Raw genomic sequence first — 14,851 nt, 5'->3', positions numbered from 1 at the left:
TTGCCACGCTCAACTGGTCGCCTGCGATCATATTGGCGAACGCGGCGCCGCTGTGGTTCAGATCGGCGTGGGTATTGCCGTCATAGGTCTTGTCTTCGGCGGTAATGCCATTGACGCTGGCGATCTCTGCCTTGGCGATATCGGCCGTGGCTGTCGCTGTCGTACTGACCAGCGTGTAGTTGTGGGCATCGGCGCCTCCGAGGGCAATGCCGGTGATATCGACGGTCTTGCCATCGCCCGCGTTCTTGTCACGGAAGCTGCCGTCGGCATTTGCCACGGTCAGCACATCGTTGAGAATCTTGCCGTCAAAGAAGGCCTCTGCGGTGTTGAGCGTGGCATCGGTCGTGCCGTCATAGATGCGGCCCTCGGCGGTAATGCCGTTGACGCTGGCGATGGTGGCCTTGGCGATATTGGCTGTGGTGCTCGTCAGGCCGAGCACGTAGTTGCCTGCGTCCACGCCCGTGAGGCCCCAGGCGGTGACCAGTTTGTCGGTGCCCGCGTTCTTGTTGTCGAATTGGCCGCTCGTGGTATCGATTGCCACGGTTTCGCCTGCCAGCACCCCGCTCAGACCGGTCTGAACAATGGCTGCGCTGGTCGAGCCGTTGTAGCCCCGGTTTTCCGCCGTGATCGTGCCGCTGATCTGTTTGGGGTTGATTTGCAGGCTGCCAGTGGGCGTTGCATAGCTGATGTCATAGCCCTGCTGGGAGGAATACAGGCCGCCGAGCGTCAGGTCCCCGCCACTGTAGGTGCCCACATCCTTGGCGGATGCGGTGTAACGCAGCGTTCCCAGCAACTGGCTGTCGGCAGAACGGTCATGGGCTACGTTGTCATAGACACGCGTGCCGTCGTATGCGCGCGTGGCCGGTGTCTCGGTATCGCTGATGGTGACCGCCGTCATAAAGCTGCGCAGCAGCGGTGCGGTCTCGCCTTCATAGATGCGCCAGACGGCGTTGCTGCCGCCCTGGTTGCTGATGTCCCAGTCCGTGAAGCTGGCCATCTGTTTCATCTGTGCCGAAGTCAGGCCGGTGCCGCCTGCGCTGTGGCTTTGTCCCGTGGAGCCGAGATCCCAGAAGGAGTTGTCGATGACGGCCAAGGGCAGGAGCGGGATGGAACCGATCAAGCCTCCGATGGCGCTGCTGCCCGTCACGCTGCCCGTGGCATAAGTGTTGGAAATGTGGCTGGCAGGGCCCGCGGCCGTGATGCCGCCGACCAGGCCTGCGACGTGGGAGGTGCCCGTGACGCTGCCGGTCGCGTACGCGTTGTTGATGGTGTTGCCTGAGATACTGCCGACCAGTCCTCCGGTGTATTGGTTGCTCCCCGTCACGTCGCCTGCCGCGTAGGCGTTGTCGATGGAACTGAAGAACAACTGGCCGACCAGGCCGCCAGTGTGCATGCCCCCCGTCACGCTGACCGTTGTGTAGGCGTTGCTGATGCTAGAGCCTGCCGGGCCACCGACGGCGTGCACCCCTGCCAGGCTACCTCTGGCGGCGGCGATGCCTACGATGGCGCCCGATTGATAGCCGACCAGGCTGCCGACGTTGTTGCCGCCCGTCACGCTGCCGCCTACCAAGCCTATGTTGCGCAGCGTGGCATTCTGGACATGGCCGAACAGGCCCACGTAGTTCTCGGTGGGGCGGTTGATGGTCAGGCCGCTGATGGTATGGCCCAGCCCATCGAAAATACCGGTGAAAGCGCTGCTGATGCTGCCAATCGGCGCAAAACCCAGTCCGCCATTCGCGTCTTTCGTGGTGCTGGCGTCAATGGAGGCGCCCAGCGCAAATCTTTGGTTGAGGTTGAGGGGGGTTCCCATGCCCTGCAGCGACTCCAGGTGTTTGATGACCCTGTAGCCATGGCCATTGATGCTGAGCAGGCCGCCCTCAGTCTTCTCAAAATCCACGCGCCCGCCGCCATTGACATGGAGATTGCTGCCTGCGACGGCGGTGGCGGTATCGTCGCCTTTCGTGTCGCCATAGTTCAATGCCAGCGTTCCGCTGCCATTGACCGACATCACGGCATTGACGTTGATATTGCGTTCGGCATCGAGCTGCAGGGTGTTTGCATCCCAGCTGATGGCATCGTTGATATGGATATCGCCTTTGCCTTCAGCCGTGCCCATGGTGGCCGTGGCAATGGTGAAGTTGCCGTTGTCGTTCAGCGCATCCGAGACCTGCTGGCCCGTCATGTCGCCGCCGCTGGCGGCCACGGTGAAATCCTTGGGATCGATCAGCCAGGTGCCGCTGCGACCATTGGCGGCCCGGGTCGTGACCTTGGCGTCATCGGCAATCTTGACGTTCGCGCCACTGGTCTCGATGAAGCCGCCATTGCCGGCCAGGGCACTCGCATCCAGCGTGCCCCCGACCCTGACCGTGCCACCCTCGAAACCGCCGAGCAGCACGATCCGGCCTTCGCGGTTTTCGACCGTGCGCGCCTGCACCGTACCGGTATTGTTGACCACGGTCTGCAGCAGCGCGTCGGTGGCCTTGGCGGCCATCAGCACGCTGCCGCCATCGGCCTGTATCAGTTGGTGGTTTTCCACCAGCGCGTTGACGGCCGATTGCTGGACCTGGACATTGAGCAGGCCGTCGCCCGCGAAGTCGAGCGCGACCTGGTTGCCCGCGGCCAAGGCCACCGAGCCCAGTCGCGCCGCAATCGTGCCCTGGTTGCTCACGCTGCCGCCCAGCAGCGCGACGGCACCGCCATCGGCGGCGGTGATGCGCCCCTGCTGGATGATCGCGCCGCCTTGCACGCCGCTGCCCAGGCCGCTGAACTGGTAGCGGCCCTGGAGGAAGTCGTTGTTGGTGATGTTCAGCGTCGAGGCCACGAGAGCGCCGACATTGACATTCGCGCCCTGGCCGAACAGCACGCCATTCGGGTTGACGAGAAACACCTGGCCATTGGCCTGCAGCGCGCCGTGGATGGCCGAGGCATCGCTGCCCACGACGCGGTTCAAGGCCACGGAAGACGCGTTCGGCTGCTGGAAGCTGACCTGGTGGCCCGCGCCGATATTGAAGCTTTGCCAGTCCAGAATCGCTTTGGCGCTGTGCTGCTGCACGGACATCTGCGTGCCGGCCTGGCTTACCGCCGCATGGCCCGCGACCACATTCACGCCCTGGGGCAGCGTCGCCTGGGACCAGGCGGGTGCACTCCAGGCCAGTGCCACGCAGGCGGCAAGCACCACCAGTCCCGGGATGTTGTCCGCCATGGGAGGCGCACTGCGCCGTTTGGTCGCACGACTGCGCTTGCGACCGAGCTCGCTGGTGACACAAAAACGGCCTAAAGCCGCGTTCCAGAGCACACTGAAAATGTGATTCATGGCAAATGGGGCGACGCGAAACAGCGCCAAAGCTGCCTGCGTGCCTATTTGTTGGTTACGTGCTATGTACGTAACGTCTTACATGTTTTGGTTGCATGTTTTTCCGCAGCCCGGGGTCTGCGGATGGCGCGCCGGCATCAATCCACGGGCAGTTGCGCCGCGGGCCGGGCGCGGCCCAGCAGGTAATCGATGCAGGTGCGCACCGCGCGCGTCTGGTGGCGCTGGGGCATGTAGAGCATGTACATCTGCGTGCCGAAGATGCTCAGCCGCCAGTCGTCGAGGGTGGTGAGCACTTCGCCGCTTGCGACCGCGTCCTCCACGACGTAATCGGGCACCAGGCCCACGCCCAGGCCCGCGAGAATGCCCTGGCGCAAAAACGGAAAGTGCTCGGAAATCAGCGTAGGCTCGAGCATCACTTCCTCGCGCTGCGTGCCCTGGTAGGCGCTCAGGCGCAGCTGGCGGCCGACGACGCCGGCGGTGATCAGCGGCGCGGTGCGCAGCGCTTCGAGTTCGGTCGGCAGGCCGTGGGCCTGGGCGTAGGCGCGTGACGCGCAGGCGATATAGCGCACCTGGCCCAGGTCGCGCGCGACCAGCGTCGGCGGCGGCTCGGGCATCACGCGGATGGCGATGTCGACTTCCTCGCGTATCAGATCGTCGACGCGGTTCTCGAAGCGCACGTCAAGCACGATGAACGGGTACAGGCGCTTGAAGTCGATCAGCCAGTCGGACATCACCATCTGGCCATAGCCGCTGGGCACGCTCAGGCCTACGCGGCCTTGCAGCCCCTGGCCCAGTGTGGTGATGGTTTCGCGCGCGGCGCGCATTTCGTTCTGGATGGCGAGGCCATGCGCGTACAGGCGCAGGCCGACTTCGGTGGGCTCGACGCGGCGCGTGGTGCGGCGCACGAGCTGCGCGCCTACCGACTTTTCGAGCTGGTTCAGGTGGTAGCTCACGTTGGCGCGCGTCATTTTCAGGTTGCGCGCCGCCTGGCTCAGGTTGCCGGCGTCGAGGATGTCCACCAGCAGGGTCAAGGAGTGGAGTTCCATGGAAGCTTTGTCAAAAATTGTTTGACAGTCTGTCAATCGTCCATGTAATTGTCAAGATTGTTTGGCGTATCCACAATGGCGGTATTACTGTCAATCCCGGAGAACGTCCATGGGCGCTGCCCCTCACGCTTTAGCTGTCACCACGGTCCGCACGGGCGCCATTCTGGTCGTGACCATCGACAACCCTCCTGTGAACGCCCTGGGCCAGGCGGTGCGCCAGGGCCTGGCCGCTGCGATGGAGCAGGCGCAGGCCGATGACGCGGTCAAGGCCGTGCTGCTGGTCGGTGCGGGCAAGGCCTTCATCGCCGGCGCCGATATCCGCGAATTCGGCAAACCGCCCGTTCCCCCTTCGCTGCCCGAAGTCTGCCGCAGCATCGAAGACTGCACCAAGCCCGTGGTCGCAGCCATCCATGGCGCGGCGCTGGGCGGCGGCCTCGAAGTGGCAATGTCGGCGCATTACCGCCTGGCCCTGCCGGCCGCAAGCCTGGGCCTGCCCGAAGTGCTGCTGGGCCTGTTGCCCGGCTCGGGCGGCACGCAGCGCGCGCCGCGCCTGATGGGCGTCAAGCCCGCGACCGAGCTGATGCTCGGCGGCAAGCCGCTGAACGCCAAGGCCGCATTGAAGGCCGGGCTCGTGGACCAGATTGTCGAAGGCACGGACCCCGTTGTCGCCGGCCTGGCCTATGCGAACGAGTTGCTGGCCCAGAACGCCCCCGTGCGCCGCACGCGCGATATCGCGATTGCCGACCCGGCCGCGGCGCTGGCCGAACTCGAAGTTCTCAAGGCCGAGACCGCGAAGAAGAGCCGCGGCCTGTTCTCGCCGCTGAAGATCATCGAATGCGTGCAGGCCGCCGTGCAGCAGCCGTTTGACGAGGCGCTGGCCTTCGAGCGCGCGCAGTTCATCGAGTGCGTGGCCAGCCCGCAGCGCGCCGGCCTGGTGCATGCGTTCTTTGCCGAACGCGAAGTCGCCAAGGTGCCCGAAGCCAGGCTGGCCGCGCCGCGCGCTTTCTCCACCATCGCCATCATCGGCGGCGGCACCATGGGCGCGGGCATCACCGTGTCGGCGCTGGACGCGGGCTACGCCGTGACCATGATAGAGCGCGACGCCGAATCGATCGCGCGCGGCCAGGCGAATGTCGAGAAGGTCTATGACGGCCTGATCGCCAAGGGCCGGCTCACGCCTGACGCCAAGGCCGCGATCATGGCGCGCTATACGCCGTCGACACGCTATGAAGACATCGCCCAGGTCGACCTGGTGATCGAAGCGGTGTTCGAGGACCTCGAAGTCAAGAAAGCCGTGTTCCGCGAGCTGGACCGTGTCTGCAAGCCCGGCGCGGTGCTGGCCACGAACACGTCCTACCTGGACATCGAGGCGATTGCCGATGCCACCAGCCGCCCGCAGGACGTGATCGGCCTGCACTTCTTCAGCCCGGCCAACATCATGAAGCTGCTGGAGATCGTCGTGCCGTCCAAGGTCGGCGCCGACGTGGTGGCGACAGCCTTCGAGCTCGCCAAGAAGCTCAAGAAGGTGCCGGTGCGCGCCGGTGTCTGCGACGGCTTCATCGGCAACCGCATTCTTGCCGTGTACAAGCAGGCCGCCGACTACCTGATGGAAGACGGCGCCAGCCCCTACGAGATCGACGCCGCGGTGCGCGCGTTCGGCTACCCCATGGGCCCGTTCCAGGTCACCGATCTGGCCGGTGGCGACATCGGCTGGGCAACGCGCAAGCGCCGCGCGGCCACGCGTGACCCGCGCTCGCGCTATGTCGAAGTCGCCGACCGCATCTGCGAGCGCGGCTGGTTCGGCCAGAAGACCGGTCGCGGTTTCTACCTCTACCCGCAAGGCGCGCGCGTGGGCCAGCCCGACCCCGAAGTGCTGGCGATTGTCGACGCCGAGCGCCAGAAGAAGGGCGTGACGCCGCGCAGCTTCACCGAAGAAGAAATCCTGCGCCGCTATATGGCGGCCATGGTCAACGAAGGCGCCAAGGTGGTGGAAGAGGGCATTGCGCTGCGTCCGCTGGACGTCGACGTGACCTTCATGTCGGGCTATGGTTTCCCGCGCCACCGCGGCGGTCCGATGAAGTGGGCCGACATGGAAGGCCTGCCCAAGATCCTGGCCGACATCGAAGCCTTTGCCAAGGAAGACCCGCTGTTCTGGCAGCCCGCGCCGTTGCTGGTGCGGTTGGTCAAGGAAGGCAAGGGGTTTGATAGTTTGAACAAGGCGGAGTAAACGGGATTTTTTCTTCCCCAGTTCGCTATTCGATCCTTCGACAGGATCAGGGCGAATGTTTTCCCCCCGCTCGTGGTGAGCTTGTCGAACCATGGGCGGCCTGTTCTCATGACTTGAGCGCGGGCCGTTCACCCTTCGACGGGCTCAGGGCGAACGGGTTGTCACTCCGAACTAGAGCCAGTGCTGCCCGCCGCCCATACCGGGCCCGCGCAGACGCCACGCCATCCAACCAAAGAGACAACACCATGCGTGAAGCAGTTATCGTATCCACCGCCCGCACCCCGCTGGCCAAGTCGCACCGCGGCGAGTTCAATGTCACGCCGGCTGCCCAGCTGGCCGCGTTTTCCGTCAAGGCCGCCGTCGAGCGCTCGGGCGTGGACCCCGAAAGGTTCGAGGACCTGGTGCTGGGCTGCGGCAATCCCGACGGCTTCCAGGGCCGCAACCTGGGCCGCCAGACGGCGCTGCGCGCCGGCCTGCCGCTGTCGGTGGCCGGCATGACCGTGGCGCGCTACTGCGCCTCGGGCCTGCAGTCCATCGCGATTGCCGCGGGCCGCATCGTGAGCGAAGGCGTTCCGGTGATGCTCGCCGGTGGTGTCGAGACCATCTCCGGCCTGCGCCCCGGCAACAATCTGCCGGGCGACATCGACCCCTGGCTGCTCGAGCACAAGCCCGATCTGTACATGGCGATGATAGACACCGCCGATATCGTCGCCCAGCGCTACGGCATCAGCCGCGAGGACCAGGACCGCTTCTCGCTGCAAAGCCAGCAGCGCACGGCCGCGGCCCAGGAAAAAGGCCTGTTCGCCGACGAGATCATCGCCTGCGCGACGCGCATGGCCGAGAAGAACAAGGAAACCGGCGAAGTCACGCTGCGCGACGTGATCGCGACCAAGGACAACTGCAACCGCCCGGGCACCACGCTCGAAGGCCTGGCCAAGCTCGAGCCCGTCAAGGGCGCTGGCCAGTTCGTCACCGCGGGCAATGCCTCGCAGCTGTCCGACGGCTCGTCGGCCAGCGTGCTGATGGAAGCCAAGGAGGCCGAGCGCCTGGGCCTGCAGCCGCTGGGCGCTTTCCGTGGCTTTGCCGTGGCCGGCTGCGAGCCCGACGAAATGGGCATAGGCCCGGTGTTTGCCGTGCCCAAGCTGCTGGCGCGCCATGGCCTGAGCGTCGACGACATCGACCTGTGGGAAATGAACGAGGCCTTTGCCTCGCAGGCGCTGTATTGCCAGCGCACGCTGGGCATTCCATCGGAGCGCCTGAACGTCAACGGCGGCGCGATCTCCATCGGCCATCCGTTCGGCATGACGGGCGCGCGCCTGGTTGGCCATCTGCTGCTCGAAGGCCGCCGCCGCAAGGCCAAGTACGGCGTCGTGACCATGTGCATTGCCGGTGGCATGGGTGCCGCCGGCCTCTTTGAGATTTACTGAGAAAAGCTATGGATCTGAATTTCACTCCCGAAGAGCAGGCGTTTCGCGCCGAAGTGCAGCAGTTCCTGCAGGACAAGCTGCCCGCGGCCCTGGCCGCCAAGGTCAAGGCCGGCCAGCGCCTGAGCCGCGACGACCAGTCGCAGTGGCATGCGATTCTCAATGAGCGCGGCTGGTTTGCCAACCACTGGCCCGAGGAACATGGCGGCCCGGGCTGGACGCCGGTGCAGAAGTTCATCTTCGACCACGAGTGCGCGCTCGCGGGCGGCCCGCGCATTGTGCCGTTCGGCGTCAACATGCTGGGCCCGGTGCTGATCAAGTACGGCAACGCAGCGCAGAAGAGCTACTGGCTGCCGCGCATCCTGAGCGGCGAGGACTGGTGGTGCCAGGGTTACTCCGAGCCCGGCGCGGGTTCGGACCTGGCCTCGGTGAAGACCACGGCCGAGGCCGGTGTCGACGCCGACGGCGCGCACTATATCGTCAACGGCCAGAAGACCTGGACCACCCAGGGCCAGCACGCGAACATGATCTTCTGCCTGGTGCGCACCGACAGGCAGGCGCGGCCCCAGTCGGGCATCAGCTTCCTGCTGGTCGACATGAACACGCCCGGCGTCGAGATCCGCCCCATCCGCACGCTGGACGGCGACCGCGAAGTCAATGAAGTGTTCTTCACCAATGTGCGCGTGCCGGCCGAGAACCTGGTGGGCGAGGAGAACAAGGGCTGGACCTATGCCAAGTACCTGCTGACCTATGAGCGCACGGGCATTGCCGGCGTGGGCTTCTCGGTGGCCGGGCTGGAGAAGCTCAAGGCCGTCGCCAGCCGCGTGCAGCGCAACGGCAAGCCGCTGGACCAGGACCCGCAGTTCGCGGCGCGCATGGCCAAGGTCGAGATCGATCTGGAGAACATGAAGACCACCAACCTGCGCGTGATCGCGGCCGTGGCCGGCGGCGGCGTGCCCGGCGCGGAAAGCTCCATGCTCAAGATCCGCGGCACCGAGATCCGCCAGGAAATCCTGTCGCTGATCCGCCGTGCCATGGGCCCGTATGCGCTGCCGTTCACCGAGGAAGCGCAGTACTCGGATTACGCGGGCGAGCCCGTGGGCCCCAAGGAAGCGGCCACGGCCGCGGCCAATTACTTCAACTACCGCAAGCTGTCGATCTTCGGCGGCTCCAACGAAATCCAGAAGAACATCATCTCCAAGATGATCCTGGGCCTGTGAGGCTGGCGCGATGAATTTTGAACATACTGAAGACCGCCGCATGCTGGCGGACACGCTCAACCGCTTTGTTTCCGAGCAATACGGTTTCGAGACCCGCAACGCGATTGCCTATGGCGATGTCGGCATGGCGCCCGCGCTGTGGAACCAGTTCGCCGAACTCGGCGCGATCGGCGCCTTGTTCACCGAAGCCGATGGCGGCTTTGGCGGCGCGGGCTTCGACATCGCCGTGGTGTTCGAGGCCCTGGGCCGCGGCCTCGTGGTCGAGCCTTTCCTGGGCGCGTTGATGGTCGGGCGCGCGCTGGCCGCAGCCGGCACGCCGGCGCAAAAGGCGCAGATTGCCAACCTGGTCGACGGCAGCGTCATCGCCGCGCTGGCGCACGATGAGCCGGGCAGCCATTACGAGTTGAACCGCGTCGCCACGCGCGCCGAGCGCAGCGAAGGCGGCTGGACGCTGTCGGGCGCCAAGGCCGTGGTGGTGCAGGGCGATCACGCCCAACTGCTGCTGGTGTCGGCACGCACCGCGGGCGCAGTCGACAGCGAAGACGGCATTTCGCTGTTCATCGTTCCCGCCGACGCCGCGGGCGTGAGCCGCCGCGGCATGGGCCGCATGGACGGCGGCCGGGTCGCCGAGATCACGCTGGACAAGGTGCAGCTCGCGGCCGATGCGCTGCTGGGCCAAGAGGCCCAAGGCCTGGCGACGCTGGAAATCGCCGTGGGCGCGGGCGTGCTCGCGCTGTGCGCCGAAGCCGTGGGCGCGATGGAAGTCGCCAAGCGCGACACGCTCGAATACCTGCAGACGCGCAAGCAGTTCGGCGTGGCCATCGGCAGCTTCCAGGCCTTGCAGCACCGCATGGCCGACCTGCTGCTGGAAATCGAGCAGTCGCGCTCGGCCGTGATCAACGCCGCCGCGGCGCTGGACGCCGACCGTCTCACGCGCGAGCGCGCGCTGTCGGCCGCCAAGGTCACCATCGGCCGCATAGGCGCGCTGGTCTCCGAGGAAAGCATACAAATGCATGGTGGCATAGGCATGACCTGGGAGCTGCCGCTGTCACACTATGCCAAGCGCCTGGTGATGATCGATCACGAGTTGGGCGATGAAGACCACCATTTGGCGCGCTTCATGGCGCTGGGCCGGGAGACTGTCTGATGAGCGAAGAACAAAACACCGCCTTGATCAGCCGCCGCGAAGGCGCGGTGCTGGTGCTGAGCAATAACAACCCGGCCGCGCGCAATGCGCTGTCGCCCGCGTTCTACCGCGCGCTCACGCAGGCGCTGCAGGACGCGAAGAACGATGCGTCGGTGGGCGCTATCGTGCTCACGGGCGAAGGCGGCCATTTCTGCGCGGGCGGCGACCTGCGCCAGCTGGTCAAGCGCCGCGAGCTGTCGCTGCCCGAGCGCCGCGAAAAGCTCGAAGGCCTGCATGACCTGATTCGCGCGGTGCGCGACTGCCCCAAGCCGGTGATTGCCGCCGTCGAAGGCGCGGCGGCCGGCGCGGGCCTGTCGCTGGCCCTGGCCTGCGACATGCTCGTGGCCGCGCGCAACGCGGCGTTTTCCGTGGCCTATGTGAAGATCGGTCTCACGCCCGATGGCGGCGCAACGGCCTTCCTCGCGGAGTTCGTCTCGCGCCAGGTGCTGACCGAGCTGTGCCTCACGGGCGAGCGCATTTCGGGCGAGCGCATGCATGCGCTGGGCCCGGTCAACCGCCTGGCCGAGCCGGGGCAAGCGCTGGCCCAGGCCCTGGCCCTGGCCACGCAGCTGGCCGCCGGCCCCGACGAAGCCATGGCGCATATCAAGCAGCTGTGCCGCGACGCCTACGGCAACACGCTCGAGCAGCAACTCGAGCAGGAAGCCCGGTTCATGGTGCACGCCCAGGCCAGCGAGGAATCACGCGAAGGCATGGCAGCTTTCCTCGAAAAACGCCCCGCGGATTTCACGCAGCTGCGCCAACCGCGCACGTGAACGCGGGCAGGAGACAACATTGAACGATAACAACACCACATCCGACGACACCACGGACTTCCCGCTCGAAGGCGTGCGCGTGCTCGACCTGTCGCGCGTGTTCGCCGGGCCGATGTGCGGCATGGTGCTTGCCGACTTCGGGGCCGAGGTCATCAAGGTCGAGCACCCCGAGCGCGGCGACGACACGCGCGACTGGGGCATGCGCATAGGCAAGACCGAGACCACCTACTACAGCGCCATGAACCGCAACAAGCGGTCCGTCACGGTCGATCTGCAAAGCCCCGAAGGCCTGAAGATCATCCATGACCTGCTGCCCCAGTGCGACGTGGTGGTGCACAACTTCAAGACCGGCGGCGCCGAGAAGCTGGGCCTGGGCTACGAGCAACTCAAGGCCCTCAAGCCCGACCTGGTCTACTGCGCGATCGCGGGCTACGACACTTCGGGGCCCGAGGCCAGGCGGCCCGGCTACGACCTGGTGATCCAGGGCGAGGCCGGGCTGATGGCGCTCAACGGCGAAGCCCAGCAGCCGCCGCTCAAGTTCGGCGTGGCCGTGGTCGATCTGATGACCGGCATGTATGCTGCGCAGGCGGTGCTCGCGGCGCTGTTCCGGCGCGAGCGCACGGGCCGCGGCCGGCTGATCGAGATGGCGCTCTACGACTGCGGCCTGTCGGTCACGGGCTACTACGGGCTGGACGCCATGCAACTGGGCCGCGACCCGCAGCGCTATGGCAATTCGCACCCGTCCATCGTGCCCTACGGCATGTTCGACGCCGCCGACGGCCCGCTGATCATTGCCGTGGGCAACAACCAGCAGTTCGAGCGCTTTTGCCGCGACGTGGTGCAGCGCCCCGACATCCTGCAGGACGCGAAGTTCGCAACCAACGTCGAGCGTTCGAAGAACCGCCCGGCCCTGCTGCCGCTGCTCAAGGAGCTGATCGCCGGCCTGCCGCGCGATGTGCTGATCGAGCGCATGACCGCGCACGGCATTCCCTGCGGCCGCGTCGCCGGCCTGCATGAAGCGCTGACCAGCGAGCGCACGCGCCGCGGCGGCCTGCTGCAGGAAATGCCCCATCCCGTGGCCGGCAGCACGCATGTGTTCGCGCCGCCGTACCGCCTCGACGGCAAGCGCCTGCCGATTCGCAATGCGCCGCCGACGCTGGGCGAAGGCACGAAGGACGTGCTGCAGCAATTGCTGCAGCTGTCCGAGCAGGAGCTTGCCGCCCTGCAGGCCAAGGGCGTGCTGACGCTGCCCACGGCCTGAATCCCGGGCCTGGCCCGCTGGCCCCGCAGCCCATGCTGCGCGGGTCGTTCCAACACCTACAAAGAGACGGAGACACCATGACTTCCTATGACATCACCACCCTGGCGCGCGGCACCCGGCGCGCCGCCCTGGCCCTCATGGCAGCGCCGCTGCTGGTCGGCAGCGCCTTTGCGCAGCAACCGGCCTGGCCCAACAAGATAGTCAAGCTGATCGTGCCCTTTCCCCCGGGTGGCCCCACGGACACGGCTTCGCGCATCGTCGGCCAGAAGCTGTCCGAGCGCCTCAAGCAGACGGTGGTGGTCGAAAACCGCCCCGGCGCTTCGGGCTCGATCGCCGCGGTCCAGGTCGCCAAGAGCCCGGCCGACGGCTATACGCTGATGATGCTGGCCACGCCCACGCTGCTCGCGCCGCATCTGTACAAGACCGCCGGCTACGACACGGTCAAGGACTTCGCGCCCGTGGCCACGGTCTATGACCTGCCCATCGTGGTCGTGGTCAATCCCAAGCTGCTGCCCGACGTGACCGACCTCAATAGCCTGATCGCCCACGCCAAGGCGCAGAAGACGGCGCTCAACTACACCAGCTCGGGCGCGGGCAGCTTCGGTCACCTGAGCATGGAACTGCTCAAGCAGATGGCCGGCTTCGACATGCAGCATGTGCCCTACAAGGGCGGCACGCCGGCGATCACCGACACCATCGGCGGCCAGGTGCCCATCATGTATGCCGACCTGGTCGCCGCGCTGCCGCATATCCAGGCGGGCAAGCTGCGCGCCATCGCCGTGGGTTCGCCCGAGCGCGTGACCATGCTGCCCGACGTCAAGACCATTGCCGAGCAGGGCATCAAGGGCTACGACGCCGTGTCCTGGGGCGGCCTGCTCGCACCCCAGGGCACGCCCAAGCCCGTGGTGGATCGCATCGCCAGCGAAGTCAAGCAGATCCTGGCCGAGCCCGAGACCCAGAGCCGGCTGCTGAACGCGGGCGCGATCGCTTTCTTCCAGTCGCCCGCCGAGATAGCCGGGCGCATCCAGCAGGATTACACCCGCTGGGGCCAGCTGATTCGCGACAAGCGCATTGCCTCGGAGTGAGCCTTCCATGAAGACGCGCATCACCGAGCTTTTCGGTATCCAGCACCCCATCATCCAGGGGGGCATGCACCATGTCGGCCTGGCCGAGCTGGCCGCCGCCGTGTCGAACGCCGGCGGCCTGGGGCTCATCACCGGCCTGACGCAGCGCACGCCCGAGCTGCTGGCGCGCGAGATCGCGCGTTGCCGCGCCATGACGGACAAGCCTTTCGGTGTGAATCTCACGTTCCTGCCGTCGGTCAACCCGCCCGACTATCCGGGCTATGTCCAGGCCATCATCGACGGCGGCGTGAAGATCGTCGAGACCGCGGGCAACAACCCGCAAAAATGGATGCCCGCGCTCAAGAACGCGGGCATCAAGGTGATTCACAAGTGCACTTCGGTGCGCCATGCGCTCAAGGCCGAGGCCATTGGCTGCGATGCGATCAGCGTCGATGGCTTCGAGTGCGGCGGCCACCCCGGCGAGGACGATGTGCCCAACTTCATCCTGCTGCCGCGTGCGGCCCAGGCGCTGAAGATTCCTTTCGTCGCTTCGGGCGGCATGGCCGACGGCCGCTCGCTGGTGGCCGCACTGGCCCTGGGCGCCGAAGGCATCAACATGGGCACGCGTTTCATCGCCACGCAGGAAGCGCCCGTGCATGACAACGTCAAGCAGGCCATCGTCGCGGCCAGCGAACTGGACACGCGGCTGGTCATGCGCCCGCTGCGCAACACCGAGCGCGTGCTGACCAATGTCGCCGTCGAGCGCCTGCTGGCCAAGGAGCGCGAACTCGGCGCGGCGATCACGTTCGAGGACATCCTGCCCGAAGTCGCCGGTGTCTATCCGCGCATCATGCAGCAGGGCGACATGCAGGCCGGTGCCTGGTCCTGCGGCATGGTCGCCGGTCTGATCGACGACGTACCCACGGTCGAGCAATTGATCACCCGCATCATGGACCAGGCCCAGGCGCTGATCAGCGCACGGCTGGCCTCCATGCTGCACCCGGCCTAGGCCGCCCCTTTTCAAAACCTTTAGGAGACTCTCTCCCATGAAAATCATTGTCCCCGTCAAGCGCGTCGTCGACTACAACGTCAAGGTCCGCGTGAAGTCCGATGGCTCGGGCGTCGATATCGCCAACGTCAAGATGAGCATGAACCCGTTTGACGAAATCGCCGTAGAGGAGGCCGTGCGTCTGAAGGAAAAGGGCGCGGCCACCGAAGTCATCGCCGTGTCCTGCGGCGTGGCCCAGTGCCAGGAAACGCTGCGCACCGCCATGGCGATTGGCGCCGACCGCGCCATCCATGTGCTGACCGACGTCGAACTCCAGCCCCTGGCCGTG

General features: G+C 66.2%; 10 protein-coding genes and 2 pseudogenes. 9 read left to right on the top strand and 3 right to left on the bottom strand.

Going from position 1 to position 14,851, the window contains the following annotated elements:
* The 3 genes and pseudogenes from GVL12_RS25140 to GVL12_RS25135 form a co-directional block, all read right to left on the bottom strand.
* Positions 1 to 3,202: YDG domain-containing protein (locus GVL12_RS25140; RefSeq protein ID WP_159918291.1), on the bottom strand; the 3,202-nt coding region annotated here is incomplete at its 3' end.
* 18 nt (positions 3,203 to 3,220) lie between these two features.
* Positions 3,221 to 3,313 (bottom strand): annotated as a pseudogene (locus GVL12_RS27120) (ESPR-type extended signal peptide-containing protein); the annotation flags it as partial.
* A gap of 137 nt (positions 3,314 to 3,450) precedes the next feature.
* Positions 3,451 to 4,359 carry a LysR family transcriptional regulator gene (locus tag GVL12_RS25135; RefSeq protein ID WP_159918290.1) on the bottom strand — a complete coding sequence of 303 codons (909 nt, stop codon included), beginning with the start codon at positions 4,357 to 4,359 and terminating at the stop codon, positions 3,451 to 3,453.
* Positions 4,360 to 4,468: 109 nt separating this feature from the next.
* On the opposite strand from GVL12_RS25135, the gene GVL12_RS25130 reads away from it, so the two are divergent.
* From GVL12_RS25130 to GVL12_RS25090, 9 genes and pseudogenes are all read left to right on the top strand, one after another.
* The gene (locus tag GVL12_RS25130; RefSeq protein WP_159918289.1) at positions 4,469 to 6,586 is read left to right on the top strand and encodes a 3-hydroxyacyl-CoA dehydrogenase NAD-binding domain-containing protein; all 2,118 of its coding nucleotides are present in this window, start codon (positions 4,469 to 4,471) and stop codon (positions 6,584 to 6,586) included.
* Between the two features lie 245 nt (positions 6,587 to 6,831).
* Positions 6,832 to 8,013 (top strand): acetyl-CoA C-acyltransferase, encoded by a 1,182-nt coding sequence (locus GVL12_RS25125; RefSeq protein WP_159918288.1) that lies wholly within the window; start codon positions 6,832 to 6,834, stop codon positions 8,011 to 8,013.
* A gap of 8 nt (positions 8,014 to 8,021) precedes the next feature.
* Entirely contained in the window at positions 8,022 to 9,230 is a 1,209-nt protein-coding gene (locus GVL12_RS25120) for an acyl-CoA dehydrogenase family protein (RefSeq protein WP_159918287.1), read from the top strand.
* 10 nt (positions 9,231 to 9,240) lie between these two features.
* The gene (locus GVL12_RS25115; protein ID WP_159918286.1) at positions 9,241 to 10,377 is read left to right on the top strand and encodes an acyl-CoA dehydrogenase family protein; all 1,137 of its coding nucleotides are present in this window, start codon (positions 9,241 to 9,243) and stop codon (positions 10,375 to 10,377) included.
* On the top strand, positions 10,377 to 11,189 hold the full coding sequence (locus GVL12_RS25110) for an oxepin-CoA hydrolase, alternative type (RefSeq protein WP_159918285.1): 813 nt from the start codon (positions 10,377 to 10,379) through the stop codon (positions 11,187 to 11,189). Before GVL12_RS25115 ends, GVL12_RS25110 begins: the two co-directional genes overlap by 1 nt.
* Before the next feature lie 19 nt (positions 11,190 to 11,208).
* Positions 11,209 to 12,450, top strand: coding sequence for a CaiB/BaiF CoA-transferase family protein (locus tag GVL12_RS25105; protein ID WP_159918284.1), 1,242 nt, complete (start codon positions 11,209 to 11,211; stop codon positions 12,448 to 12,450).
* A gap of 77 nt (positions 12,451 to 12,527) precedes the next feature.
* Positions 12,528 to 13,535: a tripartite tricarboxylate transporter substrate binding protein gene (locus tag GVL12_RS25100; RefSeq protein WP_159918283.1), complete on the top strand. Its 1,008-nt coding sequence runs from the start codon at positions 12,528 to 12,530 to the stop codon at positions 13,533 to 13,535.
* Positions 13,536 to 13,542: 7 nt separating this feature from the next.
* The gene (locus GVL12_RS25095; RefSeq protein WP_159918282.1) at positions 13,543 to 14,523 is read left to right on the top strand and encodes a nitronate monooxygenase family protein; all 981 of its coding nucleotides are present in this window, start codon (positions 13,543 to 13,545) and stop codon (positions 14,521 to 14,523) included.
* Between the two features lie 37 nt (positions 14,524 to 14,560).
* Positions 14,561 to 14,851, top strand: a pseudogene (locus GVL12_RS25090) (electron transfer flavoprotein subunit beta/FixA family protein); the annotation flags it as partial.

Origin of the sequence: Pantoea sp. 18069 (genome assembly GCF_902706035.1) — a bacterium.
GTDB lineage: Bacteria > Pseudomonadota > Gammaproteobacteria > Burkholderiales > Burkholderiaceae_C > Comamonas.
The sequence above is the reverse complement of the archived record's forward strand: the minus strand, read 5'-3'. Positions and strand labels throughout refer to the sequence as shown.

Coding starts and splice junctions, on each gene's coding strand:
- GVL12_RS25115 (WP_159918286.1), top strand. CDS start 9,241: ATGAATTTTGAACATACTGAAGACCGCCGCATGCTGGCGGACACGCTC.
- GVL12_RS25095 (WP_159918282.1), top strand. CDS start 13,543: ATGAAGACGCGCATCACCGAGCTTTTCGGTATCCAGCACCCCATCATC.
- GVL12_RS25130 (WP_159918289.1), top strand. CDS start 4,469: ATGGGCGCTGCCCCTCACGCTTTAGCTGTCACCACGGTCCGCACGGGC.
- GVL12_RS25120 (WP_159918287.1), top strand. CDS start 8,022: ATGGATCTGAATTTCACTCCCGAAGAGCAGGCGTTTCGCGCCGAAGTG.
- GVL12_RS25110 (WP_159918285.1), top strand. CDS start 10,377: ATGAGCGAAGAACAAAACACCGCCTTGATCAGCCGCCGCGAAGGCGCG.
- GVL12_RS25125 (WP_159918288.1), top strand. CDS start 6,832: ATGCGTGAAGCAGTTATCGTATCCACCGCCCGCACCCCGCTGGCCAAG.
- GVL12_RS25135 (WP_159918290.1), bottom strand. CDS start 4,359: ATGGAACTCCACTCCTTGACCCTGCTGGTGGACATCCTCGACGCCGGC.
- GVL12_RS25100 (WP_159918283.1), top strand. CDS start 12,528: ATGACTTCCTATGACATCACCACCCTGGCGCGCGGCACCCGGCGCGCC.